Below are 25,463 nucleotides of genomic sequence, written 5' to 3'. Positions count from 1 at the left end.
TGGAATCGACGCCGCCGGCACCTTAATTCGAACTTGGTGGACTCGGGGTTTTCCCGGATGAAACGCAGGTGGTGAACCTCTACGCTACCGCCATGGACTTGATCGTCTGGATTATCGCGACGCCGATTCTTGCCGCAGCACTCGCGGTCGCCATGCGACGAACGCTGGGGGCGAAAGTCGGGTGGCCGCGAACACTGGTGGTCTCGGTGATAGCGCTCTCGGTGGGTGTTTCGCTGGCGAGCTACGTCGCAACGCTCGACGGAATTGCGAGCCCGGACGGTCAACTACTGGTGAGCGAGGGAATTGCGCTCACCTTCTTCGGAGTCGCCGCGCTCTGGGTTTTCGCGGCGTGCCTGGCCGCGTTGGTCTTCCTTGAAGTTGTCATTCCTACGGGGTCCGTACCCGGTGTGCCAGAAGCACTGCGGCGCAGCCGAAAATCGTGGCGCCGAACAAAGCGGTACGCCCAGATCGTGGGTATCTTCATGCGAGCGGGAGGTGGGTCGGCTCTCCGCGCCGGACCGTCCGCACCTCAGTTCGGGGACGCGCTGGTGGAGATCGTCAACCGATGCGGAGTCACTTTCGTCAAGTTGGGACAGATCCTCGGCACACGAGACGACCTCGTGCCACCCGAGCTCGCTCGCGCTCTCTCGACGCTCCAAAGTTCGGCTCGGCCGGCCGATCCTGACCGCATTGCAGGGCTGCTGGCATCGGAACTCGGCGACGTCCCCGAAGCGGTGTTCGCGTCGTTCGAAGTGGAACCATTCGCCGCTGCCTCTGTCGCACAGGTACATTCCGCGCGCTCCACTGAAGGCGTCGACGTCGTGGTGAAGGTTCAACGCCCCGATGCGAGCGCACAAGTGAGCGTGGATTGCGATATCTTCCTTCGCGTTTCATCCCTCGCGGAGACCCGTTTTCCCTGGGCACGCGATATCGGCGTTCACCGACTCGCCGGCGGGCTCGTCACGTCGCTGCTCGAAGAGCTCGACTACCGTACCGAGGCAGCGAATACCGGCGCGATTGCCTCCACCATGGCGAACCGCCCGGAAATCGTCGTTCCGCACGTCTACCTCGACCTCAGTAGCGGACGGGTGCTCGTGATGGAACGTCTTCACGGCACACCGCTTTCCGACGGTGAGGCCGCGCTCACCGGCCTCGATCGCGACACCCGCAGCAGCATTGCCAACGAACTTCTTGCGTCACTACTCGACGGGATCTTTGTCCACGGGGTGTTCCACGCGGACCTGCACCCCGGAAACATCATGATCCTCGATGACGGCCGGGTCGGGCTCCTCGACTTCGGCGCAGTGGGTGTTCTGGACGGCGAGACACGGATCTTGTTCGCCGTGCTCCTCAACGCCGCCCTCGCAGGTGATCCGGTGGCAACTGTCGACGCGATGTTGATGGCATTCGACGTACCGGCCGATGTGGAACGCGGAGCGCTGCGACACCAGGTGGGCCGCGAGATCACCCTGCTCAGTGTTCAACCCAATGTTTCCATGGCATCGTTCGCGCGAATGTTCACCGTGCTTCGAGATCATCGAATAGGAGTGCCGGGAGACGTTGCCGCCGCATTCCGTTCACTCGCGTCATTGGAGCGCGCCCTCCGGCTCCTGGATCCGCAGATCGACCTCGTCGCTGCTGTTCGAGCCGAAGTACCCCGACTGTTGACCCAGGTCGCCAGCCCGACTGCAGCCGCGCAGGCAATCCTGTCGACGACGGCGGTCACAACCGCGGTGGTCAGGCGTCTTCCTGGTCAGCTCGACCAGATCGCAACCTCCCTCGCGTCGGGAAGTTTCACTCTCCGCACCCGTTCTGTCGCACACCCCGACGACAGACGATGGCTCCGACGGTCGGCGAACAACGCCCTGGGAATGGCGGCTGGAGTTACCGCGCTGATTGTCGCGGCGATCCTGCTGTTCGTACCTGGCGGACCACAACTCACACCTCAGCTGTCGGGCTACGCACTCGTGAGTGCGGTACTGGGCTTCGTAGGAGTCGTTCTGTGCATGCGGACCGTGTTCCGTTTGTTCACACTCGACGGCAGGCGGTGAAACCTCACCTCCCGGGTTAACGTTGCCCAATTTCCCCGCAGGGCGAATGTGTTGCGGTGGAGTCAGTCCGGTGCCTTGTCGTCGGGATCGGTCCGTGTCGTGCGTTTCCGTTCGGCGGCATTGCCGGGCACCGCCGCCGCCTCGCGCTCGGCGGCGATACGTTCTTCGAGACCGTCCACCAATTCGGACAGTTCACGGTCACGTTTGGTGGGCGTGATTACCTCGCCGGATGAATGTTCGTCAGCGGGATTATGCGACTGTGACTCGTTGTCGGGATTGGTCGTCGTCTCGTCATCGAACTGTGCGCTCAACGTCATCGCCTCCTTGATCTCTGCCCGCGACTCTACGACTCCTACGACGCGTGAGCATCGGTGCTGGTCGGTGCTAGCGCGAAGGGATCGGGTAATGCCGCCGACCGAACTCTTCGACACATCCGAGCGGTTGTTCCGCTGCAGAATGGGTACGTTCGCGCACGAGACGTATACACCTTCGAGGCAGTCTCACTGATCGGAATGGAAAAGTTGTATCAAGAGTCACATTGTTACCGTTTTCGAGCGATATCGACCCAAGAGGAGCATGAATGCGGACAACGGTGAGACCAACTAGGCCGCTGGCAGGCTACGCCGAACGTCGATACGAACGGTCCCGACCGGTTTGGCTCATACTGACCGTGCTGATCACGGTCGAGGTGATCAGCGCATTCGAGACTTCGATGATGTATGCGGCGCTGCCGACTTTCGCCGAGATCTTCGACGCCGACGCTTCGGCTGTGGGATGGTCCGTCACCGCGTTCCTGCTGGTCGCGGCATCCTCTGCTGCAGTATGCGGCAGGCTCGGAGATATGTACGGGCGCGAACGCGTGCTGATGGTCGTACTGGCATTCGCCACAGTCGGCTCGATTGTGAGCATGGCGGTCGGAACGCTCGAGGGCATCATTATCGGGCGTGCCATCCAGGGCGTCGCGGGGGCGATTCTGCCGCTGTGCATCGGTTTGGCCCGCGAGCATCTGCCCGTGGAGAAGGTTGCGATGGCTGTTGCGCTGATCGCCGGATCCGCTATCGCCGCCGGTGCGGCATCGCTGGTCGTTGCGGGTGTGATCATCGACCTCGGCGATTGGCGGTACATCTTTGTCGTCACTGCCGCCTACGCCGTCGTCTGCATCATCTTGGTCGAAGTTGTATTGCCGTGGCGCCGTCGGACTTACCATCGACAGCCCGTTGATTTCGCTGGGGCAGTGGCGCTAGCCGTCGCAGTGGCGTCCATCTTGTTGGGGCTCACGCAAGGAAAGTCGTGGGGCTGGGACGATCTTCGGGTACTCAGCCTCCTGCTCGTCGGCGCCGTCATCTTTGCCTGGTGGGTGAGGTGGGAGTTGAACTGCGCATCCCCAATTGTCAACTTGCGCTTGCTTGCTGAACGCAACATTGCTTTGACCATGCTCAGCACGATCGCTCTCGGGCTCGGTCCCATCGGTGTGGTCACCATGCTCATTCCGATCATCATGCAATCTCCGAAAACCTCACCGTTCGGGCTCGGGCTTTCACCCACCACCGCCGGTCTCCTGTCGTTCATCGGCGCGATGGTCGGCATGTTGTTCACACCGCTCGCCGGAAAATTGGCAGCGTCGGTCGGCGCCCGCACCGCGTTGCTGATCGGAACCGCGTTGTTCCTCGGGGCATGTTCCGGTTTTCTCGTGTTCCACGGTTCAGTAGTCGGAATGACAATGCTGATCGTGGTCGTCTCGATCGCAACGGCCTTTGCATACACGGCGTTGTCGAATCTCCTCGTGGAATTCGTTCCCGAACACAGCACCAGCGAGACCGTCGGTAGTCAGTCGGTTGTGCGAACTGCAGCGATGGCCGTCGGAACGTCGATTACGACAGTTCTGCTCGCATCTCTCGTGGTTCCCGGAACGTCGACACCGACAGTTGCCGCGCTCGGTGCTGTCTGCGCGATGCTCGTGGCTATGTGTGTCGTCACGATCATTCTTGCTCTCGGGATCAGGTACGAAAAGCGCTGACATGCAGGTCATGATTCGGCTGTGACGGCCGCAACGCACTAACAATCCGCGCAAAAAATCCCGCTGACTGGGCATCCGGACCATCTTGCGCTGCGCCTGCCCTAGCGTTCTACCTCGATAAACCACGTGAAGGGATTTGTTCAATGGCTAAGAATCAGGCACCCCCCGCGACACGGGCCGACGACATCACAGTCGACCTGCTGGTAATCGGGTCCGGTACCGGCATGGCTGCCGCCCTCACCGCAAACGAGCTCGGCTTGTCCACGCTGATCGTGGAGAAGACGCAGTACGTGGGCGGTTCGACGGCGCGGTCCGGTGGGGCGTTCTGGATGCCTGCCAACCCGGTACTTGCAGCTGCCAATGCGGGCGACACCGTTGAGCGCGCGAAGACGTATGTGCGTGCGGTGGTCGGTGATACGGCACCAGCCGAACGTGGCGAGGCATTTGTCGACCATGGTGGCGCCACGATCGACATGCTCTCCCGCACGACGCCCATGAAGTTCTTCTGGGCCAAGGAATACTCCGACTACCACCCCGAACTGCCGGGCGGTAGCGCTGCAGGCCGCACCTGCGAGTGCCAGCCGTTCGACGCTTCGGTGCTGGGAGAGGAACGCGGCCGCCTGCGCCCCGGTTTGATGGAAGCCGGGCTGCCGATGCCGGTGACCGGTGCGGACTACAAGTGGATGAACCTGATGGCGAAGAAGCCCACCAAGGCTTTCCCGCGCATTATCCGCCGCTTGTCGCAGGGCGTTTTCGGTAAGTACGTCCTCAAGCGTGAATACATTGCGGGCGGTCAGGCGCTGGCCGCCGGCCTGTTTGCCGGTGTGGTTCAGGCAGGCATTCCGGTGTGGACGGAAACGTCGTTGGTTCGGCTGATCACCGAAGGTGACCGCGTAACCGGTGCAGTAGTCGTGCAAGACGGACGTGAGGTGACTGTGACGGCCCGGCGCGGTGTCGTGCTGGCCGCCGGCGGCTTCGATCACAACATGGAGTGGCGCCACAAGTACCAGTCGGAGAGCCTCGGTGAGCACGAGAGCCTCGGCGCCGAGGGCAACACCGGCGAGGCTATCGAGGTCGCGCAGGAACTGGGCGCAGACATCGGCTTGATGGACCAGTCGTGGTGGTTCCCGGCGGTCGCGAGCATCAAGGGACGCCCACCGATGGTGATGCTCGCCGAGCGTGCGCTGCCTGGCTCGTTCATCGTCGACCACACCGGTCGACGCTTCGTCAACGAGGCCACCGACTACATGACGTTCGGTCAGTGTGTGCTCGACCGGGAGAAGGCGGGCGACCCCGCAGAATCCATGTGGATCGTCTTCGACCAGGAGTACCGCAACAGCTACGTGTTCGCCGGCGGCATCTTCCCGCGCCAGCCCCTTCCGCCGTCGTTCTTCGAGGAGGGTATCGCGCATCAGGCGAGCAGCCCGACCGAACTCGCCCGTAAGGCCGGTCTGCCCGAAGATGCGTTCGCTGAGGCGTTCCAGAAGTTCAACGATGCCGCAGCAGCCGGTAGTGACGGCGAATTCGGCCGCGGCGGAAGCGCATACGACCGGTACTACGGCGACCCGACAGTGTCCCCGAACCCGAACCTGAGGCCGCTCGACAAGAACGCTCTCTACGCGGTGAAGATGACATTGAGTGACCTCGGCACGTGCGGCGGCGTGCGCGCCGACGACCACGCTCGAGTCCTCCGCGAGGACGGCAGCTCCATCGACGGGCTGTACGCGATCGGCAACACCGCTGCGAATGCGTTCGGCCACTCCTACCCGGGCGCGGGCGCGACGATCGGCCAGGGACTGGTTTACGGCTACATCGCAGCGCATCACGCAGCGAAGCGGTAGTTCAGCCAAGCAATAGCACCACCGAACGGGAGATCAGCGCACGTTTCCGACGCCGGAACGTGCCCTGGTCTCCCGTTCGGCGTGCAAGGCTCCGAGCACCGTCATCTTCTCGATGATTTGATTCGATTGTTGCTTGGCAGACGCCCGATTGGGTACGTATGTGGTGGTCCAGTGCACTCACCGATCTCGGCGGCACCGACAATGCTCGAATTCGCCAGGCAATCCGGTGACGACCGAATCGGAAAGCGTCTGTACCCCTGCCATACATACATACGGATCGGAAGGGCAACCTTTGCCCTCCGCTCCGGTCGAGGAGATGAATCACATGTCATCATCTACCCACGCACCGATGCACACTCACCCTGACATCATTGCACTGCGCGAGCGCTACGATCAGGCCGCCGAACAACCAACCGCCCAAGTTGTCGAAGGGCTGATGTTGTTGTCCGGACTGTACGCAGCGGCGTCCGCGTGGATCATCGGTTTCACCGCTCAAACCAACCTCAGTGTCACCAACTTGATCTGTGGTGCTGCGATCGGGTTGCTTGCGGTGGCTTTCGGATCCGCTTACGGCCGCACCCACGGCATGACATTCGTTGCACCGTTACTCGGGATTTGGCTGATCGTCTCGCCTTGGATCGTTGCGGGTGTCGATACCAGCACTTCCATGATCTGGTCCAATGTGGTTGTGGGAGCGCTTGTCTGCGTTCTAGGTCTCGCCACAGCTGCACTGGGAATGGGGCGCGGTCCTGCGCGACGCGAACCGAAACCGCAGTGACTACCGAGACGGTTGTTCCAGGGCGAAAGTCACGAAGTGCGGTGTCGTCGATTGGTTGAACGACGAACACGGGTTCGGGTCTATTTCGCACACCCACCACAGGCTCGGAATGTCCGTATCACTGACGTTGCCGGCTCGGGTAATGGTCGTCACCCGAGTCGGGAGCGCAGGATCGAAGGGAGTACGGGTGTAGGTCGTCCAGGTGTCGGAAGTGATCTCTCTGGGCGTTGAGGCAAGCGACACGTCGAAATGCCAAGGGGCCGTTGCTGTTGATCGGGCAAGCACGTCTACCGATGTGGTGGCCGGATGTGATGTTCAGGCAGGCGTCGCGAGTGCCCATCTGACCTTCTCGCCGGCCTTGGCGTCGGGCATCGAGCTGTTCAGTCGGGCATAAGCTGTCCATAGCGATGAACGACCGTACGTTGCACCCCGGAAGTCGGATATTATTGGTGCACCGTTTGATTGGTGGGTAATTTGGTCTCGCGGTCGCTGGTTATGTGCCGTCGACATCGACGGACGTGGGAGTAGGCATGAATCCAGACCCTTTCTCAATTTTCCACGCCCCTCTGAAACCGACAACTTCATGCGGTGGTTGCCTGTTGCCGAGATGATTCGGTGATGATCGCCGGGATCGCACAGGATGAACACAATTGTGGAAATCGTGTGGGCAAGCCTACGGAAGGTGCATCAGCTGCCTCGCAAGAGTGAAGAGTCGGCGACCGAGCCTGATGACGGGGATTCCCAGAGGGATCAGGATAACCGTCACGCACAGTACGGCACCGACAAGCCACACCACAGCCGCAAGGATTCCGAGCACTGTGCCGAGCACAGCCATGACGATCCCTAGGAGCGCGTCGAACAAACCACGGAGCACACGCATGATGACCTCCTGTCTCCAGTCTCCGCTTTTCCGGACCTGGACGCACTGTCGCCGCAGGTTCTTTTGTCAGCCAACTGGATTGGACACGATCTCGCCGCGAAGTCACCTCGATCGCGTATGTAAGCGCGCACCTTCGAGCGGTCGGGCCGTCGTCATTCGCTCGTGTCGTGAGCTTCTCACCTATGGTCCACCGTTCTCGGTTGATTGCTTCGATCTACGGTGTTGACGCGCAACGGAATGCCGCGTTGACTGGGCATTACTCTATGGCCGGGAGGCCAACATGATCATCGTCTTCATGTACGTTCCGGCGGAGGCGCCTGGCGAAACCCGTTCGACCGACGATCATCGAGAAGAAGGAACCGCCATGAGCATCGTGAAGAGAATCAGGCACAAGGCAGAAACCGCCGAGGGGGTCATCAAGAAGACCGTCGGCAAGAGCTTGGGAAACGAAAAGATGGAGGCCAAGGGGAGGTCTGAACAGGCCAAAGGCCAGGCAAAACAAACCGGCGACAAGCTCAAACAGGCGGGACGAAAGTTCAGGGACGCCTTCAAACATTGACCCACCCCTCTTTCGAAGTTTGCTACCGGGGTACATCAGTGGTGCGAAGGTGAGGCGACTGGTGCGAGTACCTGTGAGTGGGCGAAAAGCATGAGTGGGCAGCAGAATACGAGCAGCCGAATCGCCACCAGTGCAACACGTGACGCACCTCCTCGTTCAGCGGTGCGGTCTCGCGACAAACGCGACATGTGCAACGGAGAGATGCACATCCGTTGCGGCGCGGACTGAGCGCAAAAAACGAAAGTCACTCTCATCGTCCTGCTTGTCCTTGCGCTCCTCCTCGGGCCAGTGCTGCTCGTCGTCCTCTTGCTGGCACTCATTGTTGCGGGGTTGGTCGCGGCGGTTCGCGCCGATGGAAAAGGGTGATGTTCGAGATCCATGGGCGGAGGTGATCGCCGATGCCAACACCCCTGCTGCAAAGCGATACCGGACATCAATCCTGTCGTGGGTGCAAGGCCTCGTTCATGTTCTCCACCCCGCGCGCATGCGTCGACAGATCCGCCCGTGCGGTACGCACCGTAGTGCCGCGACTTCGCGATCCTGGCCCCGTGAAGTCCTCATCCGACCGCGATACGTCGCGGTCGAGACCCTCCTGAGACGCTTCGAACTCCTCCCTGTCCAACTGGGTGCGGAGCAAGGAGTCGGATTTCGGGGTATTTCGCATAGGAGCATTGTTCCAGACGCCACTGGAAAATTTCTGTAGCGACGAGGGTAGACATTTGGTTCAAGTCGTTGTAAGTTTTCTCTTGCAAGAAAGAAAGAACCAAGAAGTGCGGGAGAAATGAACTACCCGCAAGCGGTACCGCAGGGCAGGGTCGCGTCGAGGCCGTTGGTTGTGTTGTCAGTGTGTACGACCTCGGCAGCCCCTTGAGAGCGGCTACCGGACAGCATGTTTGGGTCCGGGAGCTCGAAAGAGTGCAGTTGTGTAATGGAAGTTCAACCCCGACCCCCGGCGGCCACTACGGCGCCGGGGGTCCCGTCCGTTAACAGAAAGAGGCCACTCATTCCGGCTGAGCTCCCTGACAGTGCGCTGTCCGACAAGTTCGACGACGAGGACTATCCGGCCTACAGCATGGGCCAGGCCGCAGATATCCTCGGTGTCAGGCAAGCTTTCCTACGCAGTCTCGACGCCGCTAAGCTCCTCGCTCCGCAACGGTCCGAGGGAGGGCATCGCCGTTACTCTCGCTACCAACTCCGGATCGCTGCGCGCGCTCACGAGCTTGTCGCCAATGGCACTGCTCTGGACTCGGCGTGCCGCATCATCATCCTCGAAGATCAACTTGCCGAAGCGCGTCGTATCAATGCCGAACTCCAGCAAGCCCGCCACACCGAGAACGACGCCGGCACCGCGCCCGAATAACACCGCGCCGGACTGCCGCCGGTCAGCTCGCGGCGATGTCCGAGATCTGGCCGTGCCGTGGTTGCCGGTCGCTCACGTGGATGTGTTCACGCCCACTCTGCTACAGCTTTTGTGTCGAGGTCGGGAGCGTTGCGCTGCCGTCGATTCGTTCTTTGTCCCCGTCCTCTGACGTTCATCCACGCATTCCGTCACGTTGGTGCAGGGTTTCAGGAATTGTGGGATGGGTAACAGTGGGGAAGGTGGGTTGAATAATAGGAGTGACATGGATCCAGTTGTTTGGACGGAATCCGACGAACGCGAGTCCTGGTGGCGTGAAGTTCTGGGAATCGATAGATGCGGACAGGAGTAAGCGATCGCGGGCATGGTCCAGCGTTCGCCGCGTAGCAGACGACATTTAGGGGGAGACCGCTCGTGAACCGTCGCGTCGGCATCCCAGTCGAAAGAGATAAGTGCAGTTGACGGCATTATTCGAGAAAAACCCGATTGTCCGCTCTGGTTCTCACACAGCAGTGTGACGCGCATCGACGCAGCTGAAAACGGGTACCGAAACAGGTAATTCAACCGGTACGGGTAGCTACCCCCTTGCCTCGCTGAATCAGCAACGAAACCAAACAGAAGGTTTCTATCGGCGTTCTTGGCTGATATCCGAACTCGGGAACTCGCCGCGCTTCCTTCGTGAGTGCATTCTTGCAAGGGGCATGCGTTGCTCACCGCGAGTGGCATCTGCACCCCGGGGCTGCCAGCCGATGTCATTCGAATTCATTTGTCATGCATTGGATTTGGGTCGTCTTGTGGCCAAGTCCGGCTGACGGATCCTGGGTTATCGAATTGATGTCACAGTGGGCCGGAGCATTGGTAAAACCCCCCGGGCACTGTGGATCTCGATCACCTCGATCTGCCTTGAAATCGTGCCCAGTTCAGGGAGATGAGCGCCCATCGATTGGGCCTCCAGTCACGATATCGACCGGTCGGGTCGAAATCACCAAGTCAGGTATGCGCCTGGGTAATTCAGCCGTCGCACGCAGCTTCTGGACGCGGCATCGTATGGAGTGCTTCCGTCCGCAACGCAAGGATCTGCATGTTTCACCCCCTGATTCCCGACAACTTGGGTAGACACCCGCCCGCCGTTGAGCAGTCTTCGAAGAGCTATCGGTTTGGTGAGGTAGCTTCGAAGCCCCCGACGCAGGATCGGGTCCAATGCCGTTTCGCTCTGGATCCAAGTTCGGTCAGGGCTGTCGCCAGCAGATAGCGAGTGTCTCGGACCGACCGTCCTCCCGCGCGGTTTCACGGCGCAACAGTTGGACGTTCGCTTGATACCCATGCGTCCGTGGTCGTGAGAGTCCTAAGTGCACTTCTCGCCATGGCGTGTCTCCAAAAGTCATCCCAACGGGGTTGGTGCTGAAAGCCACGCGGCTCAGCACGCACTGAGTGCGGCCTGCATGCACCTGCTCCGACCACATCAGTCAAGGAAAATATGAGTAAGCACAACAAACGCAAGACCTCCACCACAATTCGTTTCATCGCCGTAACTGCAGGAGTGGGCTCTCTCGTGGGCGCCGGGGCAGTAGTGAATTCCAGTATGGCCGGTGCACAAAGCTGGTCGGCGAGCTGTAACTGGGAGTGGCCGGTAAATGGCTCGCTCTCGCAGGGCTACCACGGAGGGCACGACGGCGTCGACTTTGCCGTTAACGTCGGCACGGTGCTCCATGCGCCTACGTCGGGCACGATCTCTGTTGCCGGACCGAACGATCCGGGTGGATACGGCACGTACATCCAGTTGGAAGCAGATTCGGGCGAGCAGATCCAGATGGGTCACCTCTCCGAAACGTGGGTCGGTGTCGGACAGCGCGTTGCGGTCGGCGACCAGATCGGCGCAACGGGCAACACCGGTAGCTCCACCGGTCCACACTTGCATCTCCGCATTCACAGTGGCGGGGCCGTCGATCCCATGTCCTTCCTGAGTTCGGTCGGCGCGTGTGACACCGGCCTGAGCAGTGCGCCTGCACCTGCACCCGAACCTGAACTTGCGCCTGCACCCGCACCAGAACCGGAACCGGAACTCGCGGCCGCGCCTGCACCGGAACTCGCGCCTGCACCGGAACCCGTGCCCGCCGCTGATCCGGCTCCGGTTGTCGAGTCTGAGGTATCCGAACCCGCACCGGTAGAAAGCATTCCGGAGGTAGAGGCTCCCGTATCGGGCGAATCGGTGGTTGTTGCAGCCGGCGATACTTTGTTCGAGATCGGTGCAGAGCGAGGCCTCACCTGGCAGGCGGTCTGGGACATGAACCCACAGATCGTTGATCCTGACCAGATCTTCGTTGGTGACGTAATCAACCTGTAAGTTCATCGCGTCCATCTGGTTCAGCAGCTAGGCGAATTCAGAGTTCCAGTTGATACGCGTGAGTGCTGCAGCCGGGCCGTACATTACGGCCCGGCTGCTGTCGTGCTCGGCGGCGAAACGCAGTTCAGATATTGCTGAAATCGGAGATCACTTGATCAAATGCACCCGTGCGCCCGGGTGTCACGACTTTTTCGAAAATCGTCAGTACGCACTCGTCGAGAGCGTCCACTACCGCGAGCGATTTTCGGGTGACGGTGTTTCTGCGGGACCAGCGTCCACGTTCCATGCGCGCCAAAGGGATTCCGTCACGCAGCGCCGTTGCCTTTCGGCCTGATGTGTGTGCGAAGAGATACGTCCGGTCCGCGATCGCGACTTCACATCGTTTGTTTCTCCGGCGCATCGCCTTTGGCTTCTGATCGAGAAATGTGCCGATCGTGCCGTCGGGCAAGCGGAGTACGGCGGGATGGCCTTTGCGGAGCGTCAGCGTGTCGCGCTCGATTCCGTCGACGGGAGTCGGAAACAACTCGCCGCGCAGGATCCCCGCGGGGTCGAATATCGTTATTGTCGAGTCTTCTTCGGCAACTTTGACGAACCACCCGGTTTCTGTGGGCCTGTAATTCCAATTCATGCGGGGGATTATTCCTTCTCCCTTCAGGCCTGCCCCGGGTTGGTGACGTTGCCGAAACCGTACGTCGTTTGACGGGCGTTGTGGCAGCGTGTGACTGTGCCTACTTATCACGACTATTTATGGCTTCAGCCATACCTGGACAAGCGATTCGCCTTCGGATACTGCGTTGCCGTCATCCCCGGTCGCTCTCCGGCGGAGGTGCTGAGTCTCCTTGGTGCCGCGAGTTCGGAATCGGACTCGGACATGCAATCGGAGGCAGTTGGCGTTGCCGAGGTCGGCGAGGTGGAACTAGATCTCGCGGACCAGGCCGTCGCCGTCGGGTTCGGTGGTGTACACGTGATCGCGGTTGCAGCGATAGACGGCGATGACACGTTGTTGATCCAGCTCAACGGCGGGTCCTTCGCTGTCACCGAAGCGCTGATGCGGCCGCTGCTACCCGATCGCGAGGTGGTAGCGCACTCTCTCAGCGTCAATGCCGACAGTCAGTTCATCTGGTGGTCGAACTGCGAACGTGTGGCCGCGTTCGAACTGTTCGGATCCGGCCCGGTGATCGGGGACGAGCGAGTCGTGGATCTGATCTGGGAAGTCGGTGGAATCGGAATCGACGACGATGCGCTCAACGAACCGGGCGAGCATGCCATGGAAGGCGCTTTTGCTTTGGCCGAGCGGATCACCGGTGTGGCTGTAACCGCCGAATTGTTTGAGGCAGGACCATTTACGGTCGCAGTTGTACCCGGCGAGGGGCGGACCCTACAGGTGGATCGTCGCGCTGCCCCGATACAGAACCCACCCTCGCAGTGGCGCGAGGTAGCGCGACACTACAAGGCTGCGGAGCGGATTCCGCTGCACGGAATGATGTTCAAGGAGAGGCCTCCTGGCGGTCGCCCCAGCGCGGAACTCGAATTCTGGTTCAAACCTCGCACCTGTATCCGTCTGGCTGACGACGAAGGAGTGCTCTTTCTGCAGAACCGGCAGAAGCAGACATGGTTCCGCACCGACGGTGTGCTCGAAGTACGAAGCGGTGGTTACAGTCTCGATATTCACATCACGCAACTTCTCCAGATACACAGGACTTGGCCGGACGCTCGATTCGCCGACCTTCTTCCGCCGGATACGGCCGGCCGTGCAGTAGAGGTCAATGGGCGGCGCGCGTGGGAGTTCGAGATGCCGCCGGACTGGGCGGGTCTTGATTCCACTGTTGCGTTCGACGAGGAAACCGGAATTCCGTTGCGGTGGAAAAATAAAACGTGCACCCATGAGATATCGGAGCTGGAAACCGGGATCGACATGGGCGACGGCTTTTTCACCGGTCCGTGACAGCATAAGTTGGCGAGCATAGAGGGCGAGGGACGTATACCGTGTCTGGCGAGCAATCAACAACTGAACCGGTGCCGACCTGGTTTCGGTCGGCACCGGTGCGGAGTCGAAACACCGATCCGATTGCCGCCCTGTGCTATTGGGATGTCAGCTTGTCACGGACTCGCGCCCTTGGATCGCCGAGACCACAAGATTGCTCTTGGGTAGACTCGTCCCGGAATGTACGGCGTCGGCCCACTCGGTTGTCGTCGTGACCGCTGCGAAGTTCGATTGCAAAAGAACCATGAGTGTCTCGTGCAGTGACTGGGCCGACACCTGCCCCGCCTCGTTTGCCAGATGGATCGATCCGCTGGCGTCGGAAAGAATCTCTGCGGAGAACCCGAGAGCCTCAGCCTCCACGGCGGTGCCGAGGTCGCAGTTGTTGGTCATGTAACCGACGATCGTGATGGTGTCGATGTCTTTCGCGCGCAGCCATTCCGCTACATCTGTGCCGGCGAATACGCTCGCGTACTGCTTGTGCACTCGCTTGGTTGCCGGATCGATATTGCCCTCGAGCTCCGGGTGGAGTGACCATCCGGGCGTACCTTCGACAAAGACCGGGGCGCCTTCGGGCATCTTGTGCTGAACGACGACGACGGGAACGTCGTTCGCACCGGCAATCTTGACGGCGCGAAGGATGTTGGCCAGCGATTCTTCACGCGGTGGGTACTGGATCTGCAGAGGCCCGTCGAAGTACTCCTGCTGGACGTCGACGACAATAAGGGCACGGCGGGGTGTAGGCACGGTTCATCACTCCTGAAGGCGGGTCGATTTCAGTTCCGGATCGGTTATCCGTGTTGTTCGTCTTCCATTCTTCGGTAGGTTCGTATGCACCGTGAGTGGCACGGGTGCATACTTTCGATGATTTTGCGCCAACGTTGGGAGATCCATGCGAATCGCGGTGTACGCGTTTGACGATGTCACGATGTTTCACCTTGCGGCACCGATGATGGTGTTCGGTGAGGTGGGTCGCCTCGGACTTGCACACGGCTGGGAAACCCGGCTTTGGTCCGACCGAGCGGGCGCGGTTCGGACCACCGAGGGGTACTCGATCGGAGAGGTAGCGGGACCGCGGACGCTCGACTGGGCCGACATCGTGATCATTCCCTCATGGCCGCTACCACTTTCGCCGATCAGCAAGCTCTTGCGAGCCGAACTTTCCCGAGCGCACTCCCGCGGCAAGCCGATCGTAGGTCTGTGTCTCGGCGCTTTTGCTCTCGCTGACGCCGGGCTCCTCGACAGTCGCTCGGCTGTCACACACTGGGACATGATGCCCACGCTTGCCGAACGCCACCCCAGCATCCGCTTGGACGAATCGGTGCTTTACATCGATCATGGCGACGTGATGACGTCCGCTGGGACGGTGTCCTCGGTCGATGCATGCCTGCATCTTGTGCGGAAACACCTCGGATCCGCAGCGGCCACCCGCGTGGCGCGAAACCTTGTTGTTGCACCGCATCGAGAGGGTGGCCAGGCTCAGTACATCGAGCGACCACTTGCGGAATCCGCTGGCGACACAGCTGTTGCAGACGTGCTGGAATGGGCGCTCGGTCGGCTTGGTGAGCCGCTTTCCGTCGAACGCCTCGCGGGTCAGGCGCGGATGAGTCGGCGAAACTTCATCCGTCAGTTTCGTCTTGCCACAGGGACGACGCCGGCACGGTGGGTTCAAGAACAACGACTGGGTGAGGCTCGAGTTCTCCTGGAGACGACAGACTGGAGTATCGATGCCATTGCAGGCGCGTGTGGGTTCGGGAGCGCTGTCACTTTGCGGCAGAACTTCGTATCCGCGTTCGCAACCACTCCTTCCTCGTACCGGAAGCAGTTCGCCGATCACTCTGGCAATGGTCGTGTCGACGCACTCTCGACGTCGGCTAGGCGAAATGAGTAACTGTCGCGGTCAATTACGACAGCCGTCACGGACAGGCTGGAACTGCGCCGGTAAAACAGTTTCAGTTCCTGGTAGGCGCTGTCGGCGCATCGCTCGGATGTGAACTAGACCACTCTGCGTTTACGTTCAGGCACGGTGGGGCGGTTACGGTTTGGTCCGCCGACGAGATGTTCACACCTGAGGTCGGCGGACCTCCTGAGTTGCGCACTGGCCTACGTTCCCTGCAGTCCGCTCGCTCGAATGTCTGAACGCTTTCGGCCCATATGCGGGACCAAGGTCTTCAACTCGGGTTGGTTGTGGCACACTTCCAGCTATGTGGTGGATTGTCGGAATTGTCGTAGTTTGGATCGTCCTGGGAGCATTAGTGGGGCTCTGGATAGGTCGGTCGATCAGCCACACCGATCTCGAGGAATCGGCCGCCGAACTGCGCCGTACAGCGAATCACGACAAGCAGCCGAATCGTTGCGGGGACTAGAGGGGGCAGGTGAGTGCGAACGACGGCGGTCGTCAGGTAAGTGGCTTACCGCCGGTAACTCCGATGACTTCACCTGTGGTGTAACTGGATTCGCCGGACGCGAGGAACACGTAGGCCGGTGCGAGTTCGGCAGGCTGGCCGGCTCGCCCGAGCGGTACGTCGTCCCCGAATGTCTCGAACTTCTCCTTGGGCATCGTCGCCGGAATCAACGGGGTCCAGATCGGCCCTGGAGCAACGGCATTGACTCTGATCCCTTTCTTGGCGACGTCGCCGGCTAGTCCTTTCGTGAAGTCGATGATGCCGGCTTTGGTGGTGGCGTAGTCAAGGAGCTCAGGCGAGGGAGCGGCGCCTTGGATGGATGATGTATTGACGATCGTTGATCCTGGCTTCATCACGGCAATCGCATTTTTGCAAAGCCAGAAGAGTGCGTAGAGGTTCGTTTTCATCACGCGATCGAATTGTTCGGTGGTGATGTCGGCGATCCCGCCGAGCTGCACCATCTGAAAGGCCGCATTGTTCACCAGGATATCGAGGCCGCCGAGTTCGCGGACGGCAGTCTCCACAAGTGCAGCGCAGTGCTCTTCGGATCGGAGATCGCCTGGGACTCCCACCGCTTTCCGGCCCGCCCGCTCGACCCAGTGGGCTGTTTCCCGCGCATCTGCTTCTTCCTCGTCGAGATAACTCAGCACCACATCTGCACCTTCACGAGCGAAGGCGATCGCTACTGCTCGCCCGATTCCGGAATCTGAGCCCGTAATGATCGCGCGGCGCCCCTCGAGACGTCCGGTACCGCGGTAGGTGTGTTCGCCGTGGTCGGGGGTAGTGACCACCTCAGCCGTGAGGCCGGGGTGCGTTATCTCCGGCTGCCGGTCGCGTATCGGCGCGGGATATTGAGTGGTGGGATCCTGCATTGCGTACTGGTCAGGCATGGTGAACCTCCGCGTGCTTTCCGGTTAATCAGGCTCTGGATCGAGAGCCCTGCCTTTCGTCGATGTCGTCGGATGGTCGTTCGCCCGTCATGCATTGACGGCGAGGTCGTGTTCGGTGTCGGTGAGATCGCGGACGGTGCCGTTGGCCGCAGAATCTGTGAGCGTAGTGAGAAATGAGTGGGCCCACCTGTGGACGTCGTGGGACATGACTTGACGGTGCAGGGCGGACATGCGGCGTCGTCCTGATTCTGCATCTTGGTGGAGCGCCGTCATGATCATATTCTTCACACCGTCGAGATCATGAGGGTTTACCAAGTAGGATTGTCGCAATTCCATTGCAGCGCCGGTGAACTCACTCAAAACGAGTGCACCGCCAAGGTCGCCGCGGCAGGCTACGTACTCCTTGGCAACCAAGTTCATTCCGTCGCGTTTCGGCGTGACAAGCATGACGTCGGCAGCCACGAACAGGGCGATCAGCTCGTCTCGTGAGACCGGTTGATACAGATAGTGCACGATCGGGTGACCGATCTGAGCATGGTCACCGTTGATATGCCCCACGTGTTCCTCGATGACACCGCGGAGATCGATGTAGTGTTGCACGCGTTCGCGACTGGGGGTGGCCAGTTGCACCATGACCGTGTGCTCGGCATCGAGACGTCCTTCGTCGAGTAGTTCTTTGATCGCTTCGAGTCGAAGGTCGATGCCTTTGGTGTAGTCCAGCCGGTCCACGCCGAGAAGGATTTTGTCGGGGTTTCCGAGTTCCCGCCGGAGCTCGATGGCGCGAGCAACAATCGTGTCTTCCTTGGCTGCGGCTTCGAGTTCGTGTGAATCCACGGAGATGGGGAAGGCGCCTATATTGACGATTCGATCGTCTGTGTGGACCTGTCCCAGAACGCTCCCTACTTCCGTTCGGGTGGTCTCCAATTCGAGAAGTCGGTGTGCGAGAAAAAGGAAGTTGTTGGCGCCGCCGGGTAGATGAAAACCGATGAGGTCGGCACCGAGCATGCCTTCGATAATTTCTCGGCGCCACGGCAGCTGCATGAACAGTTCGACTGGTGGAAAGGGGATGTGCAGGAAGAACCCGATCTCGAGATCGGGGCGCAATTCGCGCAGTATCTTCGGTACGAGTTGCAGCTGATAATCCTGTATCCAGACCGTCGCTCCGGGAGCGGCGCATCGTGCAGCTTCCTCGGCAAATCTGCGGTTGACTGCAGAGTACGAACCCCACCAGTCTCGATCGTAGGTAGGCGGTACCAACACGTCGTGATACAGAGGCCAAAGGGTGTCATTCGAGAAACCTTCGTAGTATTCCGCAACCTCCTGCGACGACAACGAGACTGGGTACAGCGCCAAGCCGTCTTCCGTGAAGTGCTCGACGTGTTCGTCCGGCACTCCGGGCCAGCCCACCCACGCACCACTTTTTGCTCGCAAAATCGGTTCCAAAGCCGTCACCAAACCGCCAGGACTTCGTCTCCATGATGTGGTGCCGTCGGGACGGCGTTCCAAATCGACAGGTAGGCGGTTGGCGACCACGACGAAGTCCGCGTGGCCCTCGCCATTTTGGCGAATGTTGTTCATGAGGAGGTTCTTTCCGTTGCGGAAGCGGATACGAAAGCTCCAGCTTCCGATAGGGAGCTGAAGACATCGATCCTGGTATCGAATTCCATCAGTTCGAGTAACCGTATGGTCCTGTGATCGGTTGCGAGCGCCCAGGTGATGCCGAGTCTGTTCACGCGCGCTGCCAGAGCGCTCAGGATGGACAGTTCAGCAGTGCTGCGAAAGTGGCAGTTGGTGCAGTCGATGACAAAGGGGCGTCCTTCATCGCTGATGTCTTGCAGGTGAGCGCCTAACGAAGCCAGAGACGTTGCGTCGATTTCGCCGCGAACACAGAGGGCGGTGACCCCGTTGATCTCGGACAAACTGGCAAACAACACGTCAGAGGGGTATGCCGGGTCATGTGAATTTCCAAGCGCACCGGCAAGGCTTGTCAGCTCTGGGCGATGCGTAGCATCAGCTCGATCGTCCGAGGCTCGGCTTGCGGTGTCGCGCCCGCCATCGTGTCCGGATGAATTGTCTGTGGTTGTCATGCTGCCCCCGAGGTGAGAGTGTGTCACCGCATTCGTGTGCATTTCACCCCTGCGGTGGCATCGACGCTTCAGTTCTGTTCACTCTTCTCTTGCCATTCTTCGACGGGAACGCCGAGATGGTCGGCTAGACGGTTCATCGTTGCGGCAATCTGCTCCTCCGTGACCCTTGGGAATTGCGCCGCTTGGCGAAACTCCGCGTCCTTGACGCCGGACCAGTCGTATACCTGGGTGAGGCCGGTACTGCCTTCCGATACGACGTCGAGCCGCCAAGACCAACGCGTGCCGCGAGGCTCCATGCCTTGGCGGTTCGGAATCCAGCCGATCTCTTCGTTGACTCGGTATACGAATACGGTGTTCTCCATGACGTACTCACCGAGTGCCGGTTGATACATCTGCATCGTGAACGTGTCGCCGACACCGTTCAGCGGCTTCGGATCGATTGCTCCTCTGAGCATGTCGGAGCCATCGATCGTTGCCTGTACCTCGGGGTTCGCCAGCGCGGCGAATATAGACGAGGTGGGTGCGCCGATGACGCGCCGGACGATGAGTTCGTCGGGCATGTGGGACTCGCTTTCATTGATAGACAAAGGTTTTCGTGCTCTATCGCCAGCCGAGGCGTACGGCTCCCTCGTGAAGTGGGTGCCGATTTTTTCGCGGTCGTGTCCTCCAGCTTCCCGCCACCCGCACGCGTCGTCTTTCTGTCTGTCTGTCAACTACCAAAATCTATACCAGCACGCATAGATAATTGGCAATACTGCGATCGTAAATGACCATCTGAACTGGCCTCGGAACGCCGAACTGGGCGGAAAATGTCGACTGGAACGCCCAGTGACGGCTCGACTGCCCAACTTCTTCGCACAAAATCTGTATTGTGGCGGTTAGATTTACTGTGCGCGACGAACCGAGCGGTCGACGACGAGAGCCTGGCGAGTACGTAGTCGGATCGAACTCTTTCGTTGATCGCTGTGGTGAATTACGAATCTATATCGGGAGGCTTGAAACATGTTGGTACGCAGAATCGCTCGTCCGTTGCTCTCTACGTTTTTCATCGCAGGAGGAATCGATGCGCTGCGTGATCCTGCCCAGCGAGCAGTTCAAGCGGCGCCATTGATCGACAAATGTGTCGCGACGTTACCCGAAGCGGTCAAGCAGAAGATCCCTGCTGATCCGGAAACGCTCGTCAAGATCAACTCTGCAATCCAGATCGGAGGTGGTGTGTTGCTGGCCAGCGGCAAAGCGCCCCGCCTTGCGTCGATAGCCCTCGCTGGCAGCCTGGTGCCCACCACGCTCGTCGGTCACGATTTTTGGAACGAGACCGATCCCTCGGTGCGCGCGATGCAGCGTACGCAGTTTCTCAAGAATGTCAGCTTGCTCGGTGGGTTGATAATCGCGTCCGTCGACACCGAAGGAAAACCATCTCTGGGGTGGCGCGGACGTCGCGCCGCAAAAAAAGTGCGGGCATCGGTTTCCGCCGCACTTCCGCTGGTCGCGGCGCAGGGCCATAACGCTGGTTCTCGTGTCGAACATGCAATGGCTGTGGCATCGGAGCGTGGCTCCGAACTCGGCGACACTGCCAAAGCGCACGGTACGGATTGGATCGAACTGGCCAAGGAACGGGGTTCGGGGATTGCGGAGATCGCAAGCAAACGAGCAGCGGAACTTGGCGAAGCTACAAAGGAGCGTGGGCCGGATCTCTTGGAGGTCGCGCAGAAGCGTGGCTCCGAACTGGCAGAGATGGCGCGCGAGCGAGGCTCCGAACTCGCCGATTCGGCTTTGGAGCGTGGCACCGAACTCGCCGAGACCGCGCGCGAGCGTCGGGCTGAACTGGCAGAGTTGACGCGCAAACACAGTGCCGAGATCGCAGAACTTGCACGCGCGAAGAGCAACGACTGGGCCGAGGTTGTATCCGAACAAACCGAGGTGCAGGGAAAGCGCGCACGTAAACGTGCGGAGGCAGCACTCGAAAAGGTTCGCGCCAAGAAGGACGAATTGGCACACTGAATATGTTGAAGAATAGGTCAGGCCACCTTCGGCCGGCCTGACCTATTCAGGGTGCATGTGGCGGTCAGTGTGCGAATGCCTTCCTCGCAGGTCGGTCGGCTGCGCTGTTCCTGAGTTGTTGGACGACTTCGTTGATCGCGGTTACCAGTTTGTATGCGAGGTCTTGACTGAAGCCTTCGCGTAACACGATGCGCAGGACGGCGACATCTTCGGCATCTGCGGGCATCGTGTACGCGGGAACTTGGAAGCCGCGTGCTCGCAGTTCGTGAGAGATGTCGAAGACGGTGAAGCCCGGGTCGTCGACGACTTCGAAGGACAAGACCGGGATGGCGGTGCCGTCGGTGATGATGTGCATGTTGTCTATTTTCGAGATCGCCGCGGACAGCATCAGTGCGGTATCGCGTAGAGATTCCATGATCTGGGTGTAACCAGCTACTCCGAGGCGGATGAAGTTGTAATACTGCCCGACGACCTGATTACCTGATCGGGAGAAGTTCAGGGTGAAGGTCGGCATGTCTCCGCCAAGGTAGTTGACGCGGAACACCAGATCTTCGGGTAGATATTCCTTCGAGCGCCAGACCACGAACCCGATGCCCGGATAGGTCATGCCGTACTTGTGGCCGCTGACGTTGATCGATACAACACGTGGAATCTTGAAGTCCCACTTCAGTTCCGGGTGCAGGAACGGGACCACGAAGCCGCCACTTGCCGCGTCGACATGCAGCGGTACGTCTGGGCCGCCGTTGGCCGCGATGTCGTCGAGTGCTGCGGCGATCTCGGCAACGGGTTCGAGTTCGCCGGTAAACGTGGTGCCGAGAATCGCGACCACACCGATGGTGTTCTCGTCGACAGCGTCGCGGACCTGTTCGGGGGTGATCACGTAGCGGCCCTTGGCCATTGGCAGGTATTTCGGTTCGACGTCGAAGTAGCGGCAGAATTTTTCCCACACGACCTGGACGTTGCTACCGAGGATGAGATTCGGTTTCGTAGCGTCTTTGCCTTCCTGCTCGCGGCGTTGGCGCCACCGCCACTTGAGGGCGAGTCCACCGAGCATGACGGCCTCGGAGGAGCCGACCGTGGAGACCCCGGTCGCGGAGGCAGGGTCGGATGTCAGTCCTTCTGCGTGGAAGAGGTCGGCAACCATGTTGACGCAACGAGTTTCGATTTCCGCCGTTGCTGGATACTCGTCCTTGTCGATCATGTTCTTGTCGAACGTTTCGGCCATCAGACGATCAGCCTGAGGGTCCATCCACGTGGTGACAAAAGTGGCGAGATTCAGTCGTGAACTACCGTCGAGCATCAACTCGTCGTGGATGAACCGGTATGCCGCTTCGGGATCGGATTCGGCTTTGGGTAGTCGTAGCGCGGGAATCGGATCCGTGCCGAGCCTGCCGGTGTACGCAGGTGCGAGGGTTTCGGTGGGAGCTGCAAAAATATCTGACATCTTTCTCCTCCAATAGTCGAACGAGCGATTACGGATCAGTCGGACAGTCCAGAATCGAGTCGGAAGTTTCAGCGCCGCAGCGCTCTACACTTCGATCGACGGGTACAGACGTTCCATCGTGTAGCGGCGATTGCGGCGTACCGAGAGTGCGCTGATGCTCATCGATACGAGCAGAATGCCGGAAAGGACGGCGATTGCTGTCCAGAGTCGCGAATCGACGTGTTCGGCGGTGATGAGTTGCCGGAGTCCGTTGACGGTATACGTCATCGGGTCGAACGGATGGATGTATTGAAATGGCGTAGCTGTCGTCGGTACCGGATAGATTCCGCCGGCGGAGACCAACTGCAGCATCAGGAAGGCCAAGGTCACCACTCGGCCGACTGCAACTCCGAAGAGAGCATTGAACATCTGAATCATCGCCAGATAGGTCGCCGAGACCAGCATCAGGAACAGGATCGTTCCGGGAACGTGTTTGACGTCCAGGCCCACTCCGATGTGTACCACTGCGTACATGGTGATCACTTGGAGGATGCCGATGAGTAGTGCCGGCCAGTACGAGGCCAGAACTGTTCGATACAGGCCAAGATTGCTGATGGTTGCGCGGGATTGCAACGGGGTCAACAACATCCAGGTGATAATGCAGCCGACGAACAAGGCCAACGACAGGAAGAACGGTGCGAATCCCGTACCGAACGTTGGCGCCTCGTTCGTGTAGTCCTGCTTGAGTGCGACTGGAGTGGACAGGGTGTCCGCGGTAGCTGTGCGTTGATCGTCAGTCCAACTCGGTACCTGCCCGGCACCCTTTGCGAGTGCGTCGGCCAGTTCATCCGAGCCCGATTGCAGTTCCACCATTCCCGAAGCGAGCTGATCGGCTCCGCTCGCGAGCGCGATACTGCCATCGGTCAACTGGATCAGTCCGGAGTTCAGAGTCGTGGCTCCGGAACTGAGCTGGTCGGCGCCGTCGCGTAGTTGCCGCACGTCTGAAGCCAGTCCACCGTTTTGCAGGAGTGCGAGTCCGGATTGCAGGGGACTGGTTGGATCCGTCAACTGGTATTCGAGTGCGCGTGCGTCTTCGCTGAGCCGACTGATTTCCGCTTGTAGTGCGGCAGTGTCACTTTGGGGTTGTGCTGCGGTGAATGGGGTGAGTGCTGCAACGGCCTGTTGGGCGAGAGGGTCGCTGCTGGGCCCGAGAAGGTCGACAACTCGCTGCAGCACGGGGGAGATGGTCACTTGCGGCGGCTGGGGGAGGCGATCGCCGAGAGCAGTGAGGGACTGCCTCAGCTGTGCCGCTTGGGCTCCGAGGTCGGGCACGTTGCTGGAGTCGAGGGCGTTGAGCAATGGATCCGCGACACCGTCGATCGCCGTGGCGAGTTGCCCGGCGCCTGCTGCGAGCTGCGCAGACCCATCGCGTGCGGTGACCATGTTCGTGGAGAGCTCATCGGCACCGGAGCTGAGTTGATCCGCTCCGGCCTTGGCTGTGTCGATACCGTTCGCGAGGGTCTTTGCTCCGTCGGCAGCCTGGCCCAGGCCCGAACCGGCGGTCTGCAGACCTGTCAGGACCTGGCCGACGCCTTGGGCGCCGATGGTCGAGTTGACCTGGTTGATGACCTGTTCGGAGGCGTCTTGACCGATGATGGTGGCCAGATAATTATTGGCGTCGTTGAAGGTGAAGGTGAGATCGGCCTTCTCGGGGTTGTCGCCGTTGGGTGATTCGACAGCGTCGCTGAAGTTCTCGGGCAATGTGATCGTGAAATAGTACTTGCCGCTGGAGAGCCCGGCTTGGGCTTCTTGATCCGAGACCTCCGCCAAATCAAGTTGTCCGGAGGCGATGAGCGATTTGACGACTTGATCGCCGGCGTCGACTTGTTGTCCTGTCGATGTTCGTCCCGAGTCGTTGTTGACAATCGCTGCGGGGATTTTGTTCACCTCGCCGAAGGGGTTCCAGAAGGCCCACAAGTACATCGCGCCGTACAGCAGCGGCAACAAGATGATGGTGACGATCGCGATTCGTGGCAGGGTGCCGCGGGAATAGCGTTTGACATCACTGCCCAGAGATATACCTGCGAGCATCAGTCACCTTCCTTCGGTCATAACGCCGATATCGCCGGCTCCGAGCAATCCGTGCATGTTCACCACGGCGTGGACGCCGGTATCAGGCGGGAGGGCGTTGACATCTGCAGTGATCACCGACTGGTGCTCGCCGAGTGCAACAAGCCGTTGCAGCAAGGCGGCTCTCTCGAGGTCGTCGGCGATTTTGTCGATGCGCCCGACAACGAGCAATGGCGGGCGTTTGGTGTTCGCGACGGCGATCCGCAACAACAATTGTTGGATTTCGGGAAGGTCGTCGACGAAGGCATTGAGCGGGGGTAATTCGATGTCACCGAACGTCTCTGCGCACATGTTCGAGACTTCCACCTCGCTCGCGCGGGGAACGAATTTGTACCACGGCGAATCCCATCGGAGTTGTTCGGTCACCATGTCACGTACGGTCACCGACGGTCGGACGTCGTCGAGTTCGTTCAGACATGCGATCGCCGAGATGGCCAAGATTCTTGTCGGATTGTCGTAGCCGAGTACGGCTAATGTCCCCGCGGACAATCGCATTCGTCCGCACAGTGTCATCAGCAAGGCGGTTCGCGCGGCGCCGGCCTGCGCAGCCAGCACCGTCACACCGCCTGCGTCGATATCCATATCGAGTGGACCGAACACGTGGCCCCACGGTCCGTGTAACTCGATGCCCCGAGCGGAGACCAATGTCCCCGCCGCTGCTTCGGCGGGTAATTGCCAACTCTCTGAACTGGTTTCAACCAATTTGAGGCCTCCCGACC

At 60.1% G+C, this 25,463-nt stretch carries 23 protein-coding genes; 11 read left to right on the top strand and 12 right to left on the bottom strand.

Features of this window, described 5'->3' with window-relative positions; genetic code table 11:
- Positions 1-92 precede the first annotated feature (92 nt).
- The gene (locus KYT97_RS12840) at positions 93-2,051 is read left to right on the top strand and encodes an ABC1 kinase family protein (protein ID WP_245006101.1); all 1,959 of its coding nucleotides are present in this window, start codon (positions 93-95) and stop codon (positions 2,049-2,051) included.
- 62 nt (positions 2,052-2,113) lie between these two features.
- Here the strand turns inward: KYT97_RS12840 and KYT97_RS12835 are convergent, their stop codons facing one another.
- The gene (locus tag KYT97_RS12835) at positions 2,114-2,368 is read right to left on the bottom strand and encodes a hypothetical protein (RefSeq protein ID WP_106939700.1); all 255 of its coding nucleotides are present in this window, start codon (positions 2,366-2,368) and stop codon (positions 2,114-2,116) included.
- A 263-nt stretch (positions 2,369-2,631) separates the two neighbouring features.
- Between KYT97_RS12835 and KYT97_RS12830 the strand changes: the two genes are divergently transcribed.
- From KYT97_RS12830 to KYT97_RS12815, 4 genes are all read left to right on the top strand, one after another.
- Entirely contained in the window at positions 2,632-4,068 is a 1,437-nt protein-coding gene (locus KYT97_RS12830; protein WP_106939699.1) for an MFS transporter, read from the top strand.
- Between the two features lie 143 nt (positions 4,069-4,211).
- On the top strand, positions 4,212-5,909 hold the full coding sequence (locus KYT97_RS12825) for a 3-ketosteroid-delta-1-dehydrogenase (protein WP_033231617.1): 1,698 nt from the start codon (positions 4,212-4,214) through the stop codon (positions 5,907-5,909).
- Between the two features lie 325 nt (positions 5,910-6,234).
- On the top strand, positions 6,235-6,687 hold the full coding sequence (locus KYT97_RS12820; RefSeq protein WP_172936529.1) for an SPW repeat protein: 453 nt from the start codon (positions 6,235-6,237) through the stop codon (positions 6,685-6,687).
- Between the two features lie 211 nt (positions 6,688-6,898).
- Entirely contained in the window at positions 6,899-7,081 is a 183-nt protein-coding gene (locus KYT97_RS12815; RefSeq protein ID WP_141485000.1) for a hypothetical protein, read from the top strand.
- Positions 7,082-7,360: 279 nt separating this feature from the next.
- Here the strand turns inward: KYT97_RS12815 and KYT97_RS12810 are convergent, their stop codons facing one another.
- A complete protein-coding gene (locus tag KYT97_RS12810; protein ID WP_219112454.1) occupies positions 7,361-7,567 on the bottom strand; it encodes a hypothetical protein in 207 nt (68 codons plus the stop codon).
- Positions 7,568-7,931: 364 nt separating this feature from the next.
- Between KYT97_RS12810 and KYT97_RS12805 the strand changes: the two genes are divergently transcribed.
- Positions 7,932-8,126: a CsbD family protein gene (locus KYT97_RS12805; RefSeq protein ID WP_141485563.1), complete on the top strand. Its 195-nt coding sequence runs from the start codon at positions 7,932-7,934 to the stop codon at positions 8,124-8,126.
- 433 nt (positions 8,127-8,559) lie between these two features.
- On the opposite strand, the gene KYT97_RS12800 is transcribed toward KYT97_RS12805, so the two are convergent.
- The gene (locus tag KYT97_RS12800; protein WP_219112452.1) at positions 8,560-8,790 is read right to left on the bottom strand and encodes a hypothetical protein; all 231 of its coding nucleotides are present in this window, start codon (positions 8,788-8,790) and stop codon (positions 8,560-8,562) included.
- A gap of 264 nt (positions 8,791-9,054) precedes the next feature.
- Here KYT97_RS12800 and KYT97_RS12795 point away from each other — a divergent pair, with 264 nt between their 5' ends.
- Both KYT97_RS12795 and KYT97_RS12790 read left to right on the top strand, forming a co-directional pair.
- Positions 9,055-9,486, top strand: coding sequence for a MerR family transcriptional regulator (locus KYT97_RS12795; RefSeq protein WP_410055746.1), 432 nt, complete (start codon positions 9,055-9,057; stop codon positions 9,484-9,486).
- Positions 9,487-10,960: 1,474 nt separating this feature from the next.
- Positions 10,961-11,827 carry a peptidoglycan DD-metalloendopeptidase family protein gene (locus KYT97_RS12790; protein ID WP_245006100.1) on the top strand — a complete coding sequence of 289 codons (867 nt, stop codon included), beginning with the start codon at positions 10,961-10,963 and terminating at the stop codon, positions 11,825-11,827.
- A gap of 124 nt (positions 11,828-11,951) precedes the next feature.
- On the opposite strand, the gene KYT97_RS12785 is transcribed toward KYT97_RS12790, so the two are convergent.
- Positions 11,952-12,455, bottom strand: a complete 504-nt coding sequence (locus tag KYT97_RS12785) for a hypothetical protein (protein WP_219112450.1) — start codon at positions 12,453-12,455, stop codon at positions 11,952-11,954.
- Positions 12,456-12,551: 96 nt separating this feature from the next.
- On the opposite strand from KYT97_RS12785, the gene KYT97_RS12780 reads away from it, so the two are divergent.
- On the top strand, positions 12,552-13,772 hold the full coding sequence (locus tag KYT97_RS12780) for a DUF6461 domain-containing protein (RefSeq protein WP_219112448.1): 1,221 nt from the start codon (positions 12,552-12,554) through the stop codon (positions 13,770-13,772).
- Between the two features lie 147 nt (positions 13,773-13,919).
- Here KYT97_RS12780 and KYT97_RS12775 read toward each other — a convergent pair whose 3' ends face one another.
- A complete protein-coding gene (locus KYT97_RS12775; protein WP_219112446.1) occupies positions 13,920-14,555 on the bottom strand; it encodes an isochorismatase family protein in 636 nt (211 codons plus the stop codon).
- Positions 14,556-14,700: 145 nt separating this feature from the next.
- Here KYT97_RS12775 and KYT97_RS12770 point away from each other — a divergent pair, with 145 nt between their 5' ends.
- A complete protein-coding gene (locus tag KYT97_RS12770; protein WP_219112444.1) occupies positions 14,701-15,699 on the top strand; it encodes a GlxA family transcriptional regulator in 999 nt (332 codons plus the stop codon).
- Positions 15,700-16,206: 507 nt separating this feature from the next.
- Here the strand turns inward: KYT97_RS12770 and KYT97_RS12765 are convergent.
- From KYT97_RS12765 to KYT97_RS12750, 4 genes are all read right to left on the bottom strand, one after another.
- A complete protein-coding gene (locus KYT97_RS12765; protein WP_045064425.1) occupies positions 16,207-17,103 on the bottom strand; it encodes a glucose 1-dehydrogenase in 897 nt (298 codons plus the stop codon).
- 87 nt (positions 17,104-17,190) lie between these two features.
- Positions 17,191-18,681, bottom strand: coding sequence for an alpha,alpha-trehalose-phosphate synthase (UDP-forming) (locus KYT97_RS12760; protein WP_219112442.1), 1,491 nt, complete (start codon positions 18,679-18,681; stop codon positions 17,191-17,193).
- Positions 18,678-19,037 carry an STAS domain-containing protein gene (locus KYT97_RS12755; protein ID WP_033231605.1) on the bottom strand — a complete coding sequence of 120 codons (360 nt, stop codon included), beginning with the start codon at positions 19,035-19,037 and terminating at the stop codon, positions 18,678-18,680. The genes KYT97_RS12760 and KYT97_RS12755 overlap by 4 nt, the downstream gene beginning before the upstream one ends.
- Before the next feature lie 221 nt (positions 19,038-19,258).
- Positions 19,259-19,750: an SRPBCC family protein gene (locus KYT97_RS12750; RefSeq protein WP_045064420.1), complete on the bottom strand. Its 492-nt coding sequence runs from the start codon at positions 19,748-19,750 to the stop codon at positions 19,259-19,261.
- A gap of 442 nt (positions 19,751-20,192) precedes the next feature.
- Here KYT97_RS12750 and KYT97_RS12745 point away from each other — a divergent pair, with 442 nt between their 5' ends.
- Complete coding sequence (locus KYT97_RS12745) at positions 20,193-21,191, top strand: DoxX family protein (protein ID WP_219112440.1); 999 nt, start codon at positions 20,193-20,195, stop codon at positions 21,189-21,191.
- A gap of 64 nt (positions 21,192-21,255) precedes the next feature.
- Here KYT97_RS12745 and gad read toward each other — a convergent pair whose 3' ends face one another.
- From gad to KYT97_RS12730, 3 genes are all read right to left on the bottom strand, one after another.
- Positions 21,256-22,635, bottom strand: a complete 1,380-nt coding sequence (gene gad, locus KYT97_RS12740) for a glutamate decarboxylase (RefSeq protein ID WP_033231603.1) — start codon at positions 22,633-22,635, stop codon at positions 21,256-21,258.
- Between the two features lie 84 nt (positions 22,636-22,719).
- Positions 22,720-24,705: a YhgE/Pip domain-containing protein gene (locus KYT97_RS12735; protein WP_095886953.1), complete on the bottom strand. Its 1,986-nt coding sequence runs from the start codon at positions 24,703-24,705 to the stop codon at positions 22,720-22,722.
- A 3-nt stretch (positions 24,706-24,708) separates the two neighbouring features.
- Positions 24,709-25,446 carry a hypothetical protein gene (locus KYT97_RS12730; RefSeq protein ID WP_239654612.1) on the bottom strand — a complete coding sequence of 246 codons (738 nt, stop codon included), beginning with the start codon at positions 25,444-25,446 and terminating at the stop codon, positions 24,709-24,711.
- Positions 25,447-25,463: the final 17 nt, after the last annotated feature.

It is taken from the genome of Rhodococcus globerulus (assembly GCF_019334125.1).
Lineage (GTDB): Bacteria > Actinomycetota > Actinomycetes > Mycobacteriales > Mycobacteriaceae > Rhodococcus_F > Rhodococcus_F globerula.
Note: the sequence above shows the minus strand (reverse complement) of the source record. Positions and strands in the feature narration are given on the sequence as shown.

Coding starts and splice junctions, on each gene's coding strand:
- KYT97_RS12835 (WP_106939700.1), bottom strand. CDS start 2,368: ATGACGTTGAGCGCACAGTTCGATGACGAGACGACGACCAATCCCGAC.
- gad (WP_033231603.1), bottom strand. CDS start 22,635: ATGTCAGATATTTTTGCAGCTCCCACCGAAACCCTCGCACCTGCGTAC.
- KYT97_RS12760 (WP_219112442.1), bottom strand. CDS start 18,681: ATGAACAACATTCGCCAAAATGGCGAGGGCCACGCGGACTTCGTCGTG.
- KYT97_RS12785 (WP_219112450.1), bottom strand. CDS start 12,455: ATGAATTGGAATTACAGGCCCACAGAAACCGGGTGGTTCGTCAAAGTT.
- KYT97_RS12745 (WP_219112440.1), top strand. CDS start 20,193: ATGTTGGTACGCAGAATCGCTCGTCCGTTGCTCTCTACGTTTTTCATC.
- KYT97_RS12800 (WP_219112452.1), bottom strand. CDS start 8,790: ATGCGAAATACCCCGAAATCCGACTCCTTGCTCCGCACCCAGTTGGAC.
- KYT97_RS12750 (WP_045064420.1), bottom strand. CDS start 19,750: ATGCCCGACGAACTCATCGTCCGGCGCGTCATCGGCGCACCCACCTCG.
- KYT97_RS12770 (WP_219112444.1), top strand. CDS start 14,701: ATGCGAATCGCGGTGTACGCGTTTGACGATGTCACGATGTTTCACCTT.
- KYT97_RS12795 (WP_410055746.1), top strand. CDS start 9,055: ATGGAAGTTCAACCCCGACCCCCGGCGGCCACTACGGCGCCGGGGGTC.
- KYT97_RS12830 (WP_106939699.1), top strand. CDS start 2,632: ATGCGGACAACGGTGAGACCAACTAGGCCGCTGGCAGGCTACGCCGAA.
- KYT97_RS12765 (WP_045064425.1), bottom strand. CDS start 17,103: ATGCCTGACCAGTACGCAATGCAGGATCCCACCACTCAATATCCCGCG.
- KYT97_RS12825 (WP_033231617.1), top strand. CDS start 4,212: ATGGCTAAGAATCAGGCACCCCCCGCGACACGGGCCGACGACATCACA.
- KYT97_RS12840 (WP_245006101.1), top strand. CDS start 93: ATGGACTTGATCGTCTGGATTATCGCGACGCCGATTCTTGCCGCAGCA.
- KYT97_RS12810 (WP_219112454.1), bottom strand. CDS start 7,567: ATGCGTGTGCTCCGTGGTTTGTTCGACGCGCTCCTAGGGATCGTCATG.
- KYT97_RS12790 (WP_245006100.1), top strand. CDS start 10,961: ATGAGTAAGCACAACAAACGCAAGACCTCCACCACAATTCGTTTCATC.
- KYT97_RS12820 (WP_172936529.1), top strand. CDS start 6,235: ATGTCATCATCTACCCACGCACCGATGCACACTCACCCTGACATCATT.
- KYT97_RS12805 (WP_141485563.1), top strand. CDS start 7,932: ATGAGCATCGTGAAGAGAATCAGGCACAAGGCAGAAACCGCCGAGGGG.
- KYT97_RS12735 (WP_095886953.1), bottom strand. CDS start 24,705: ATGCTCGCAGGTATATCTCTGGGCAGTGATGTCAAACGCTATTCCCGC.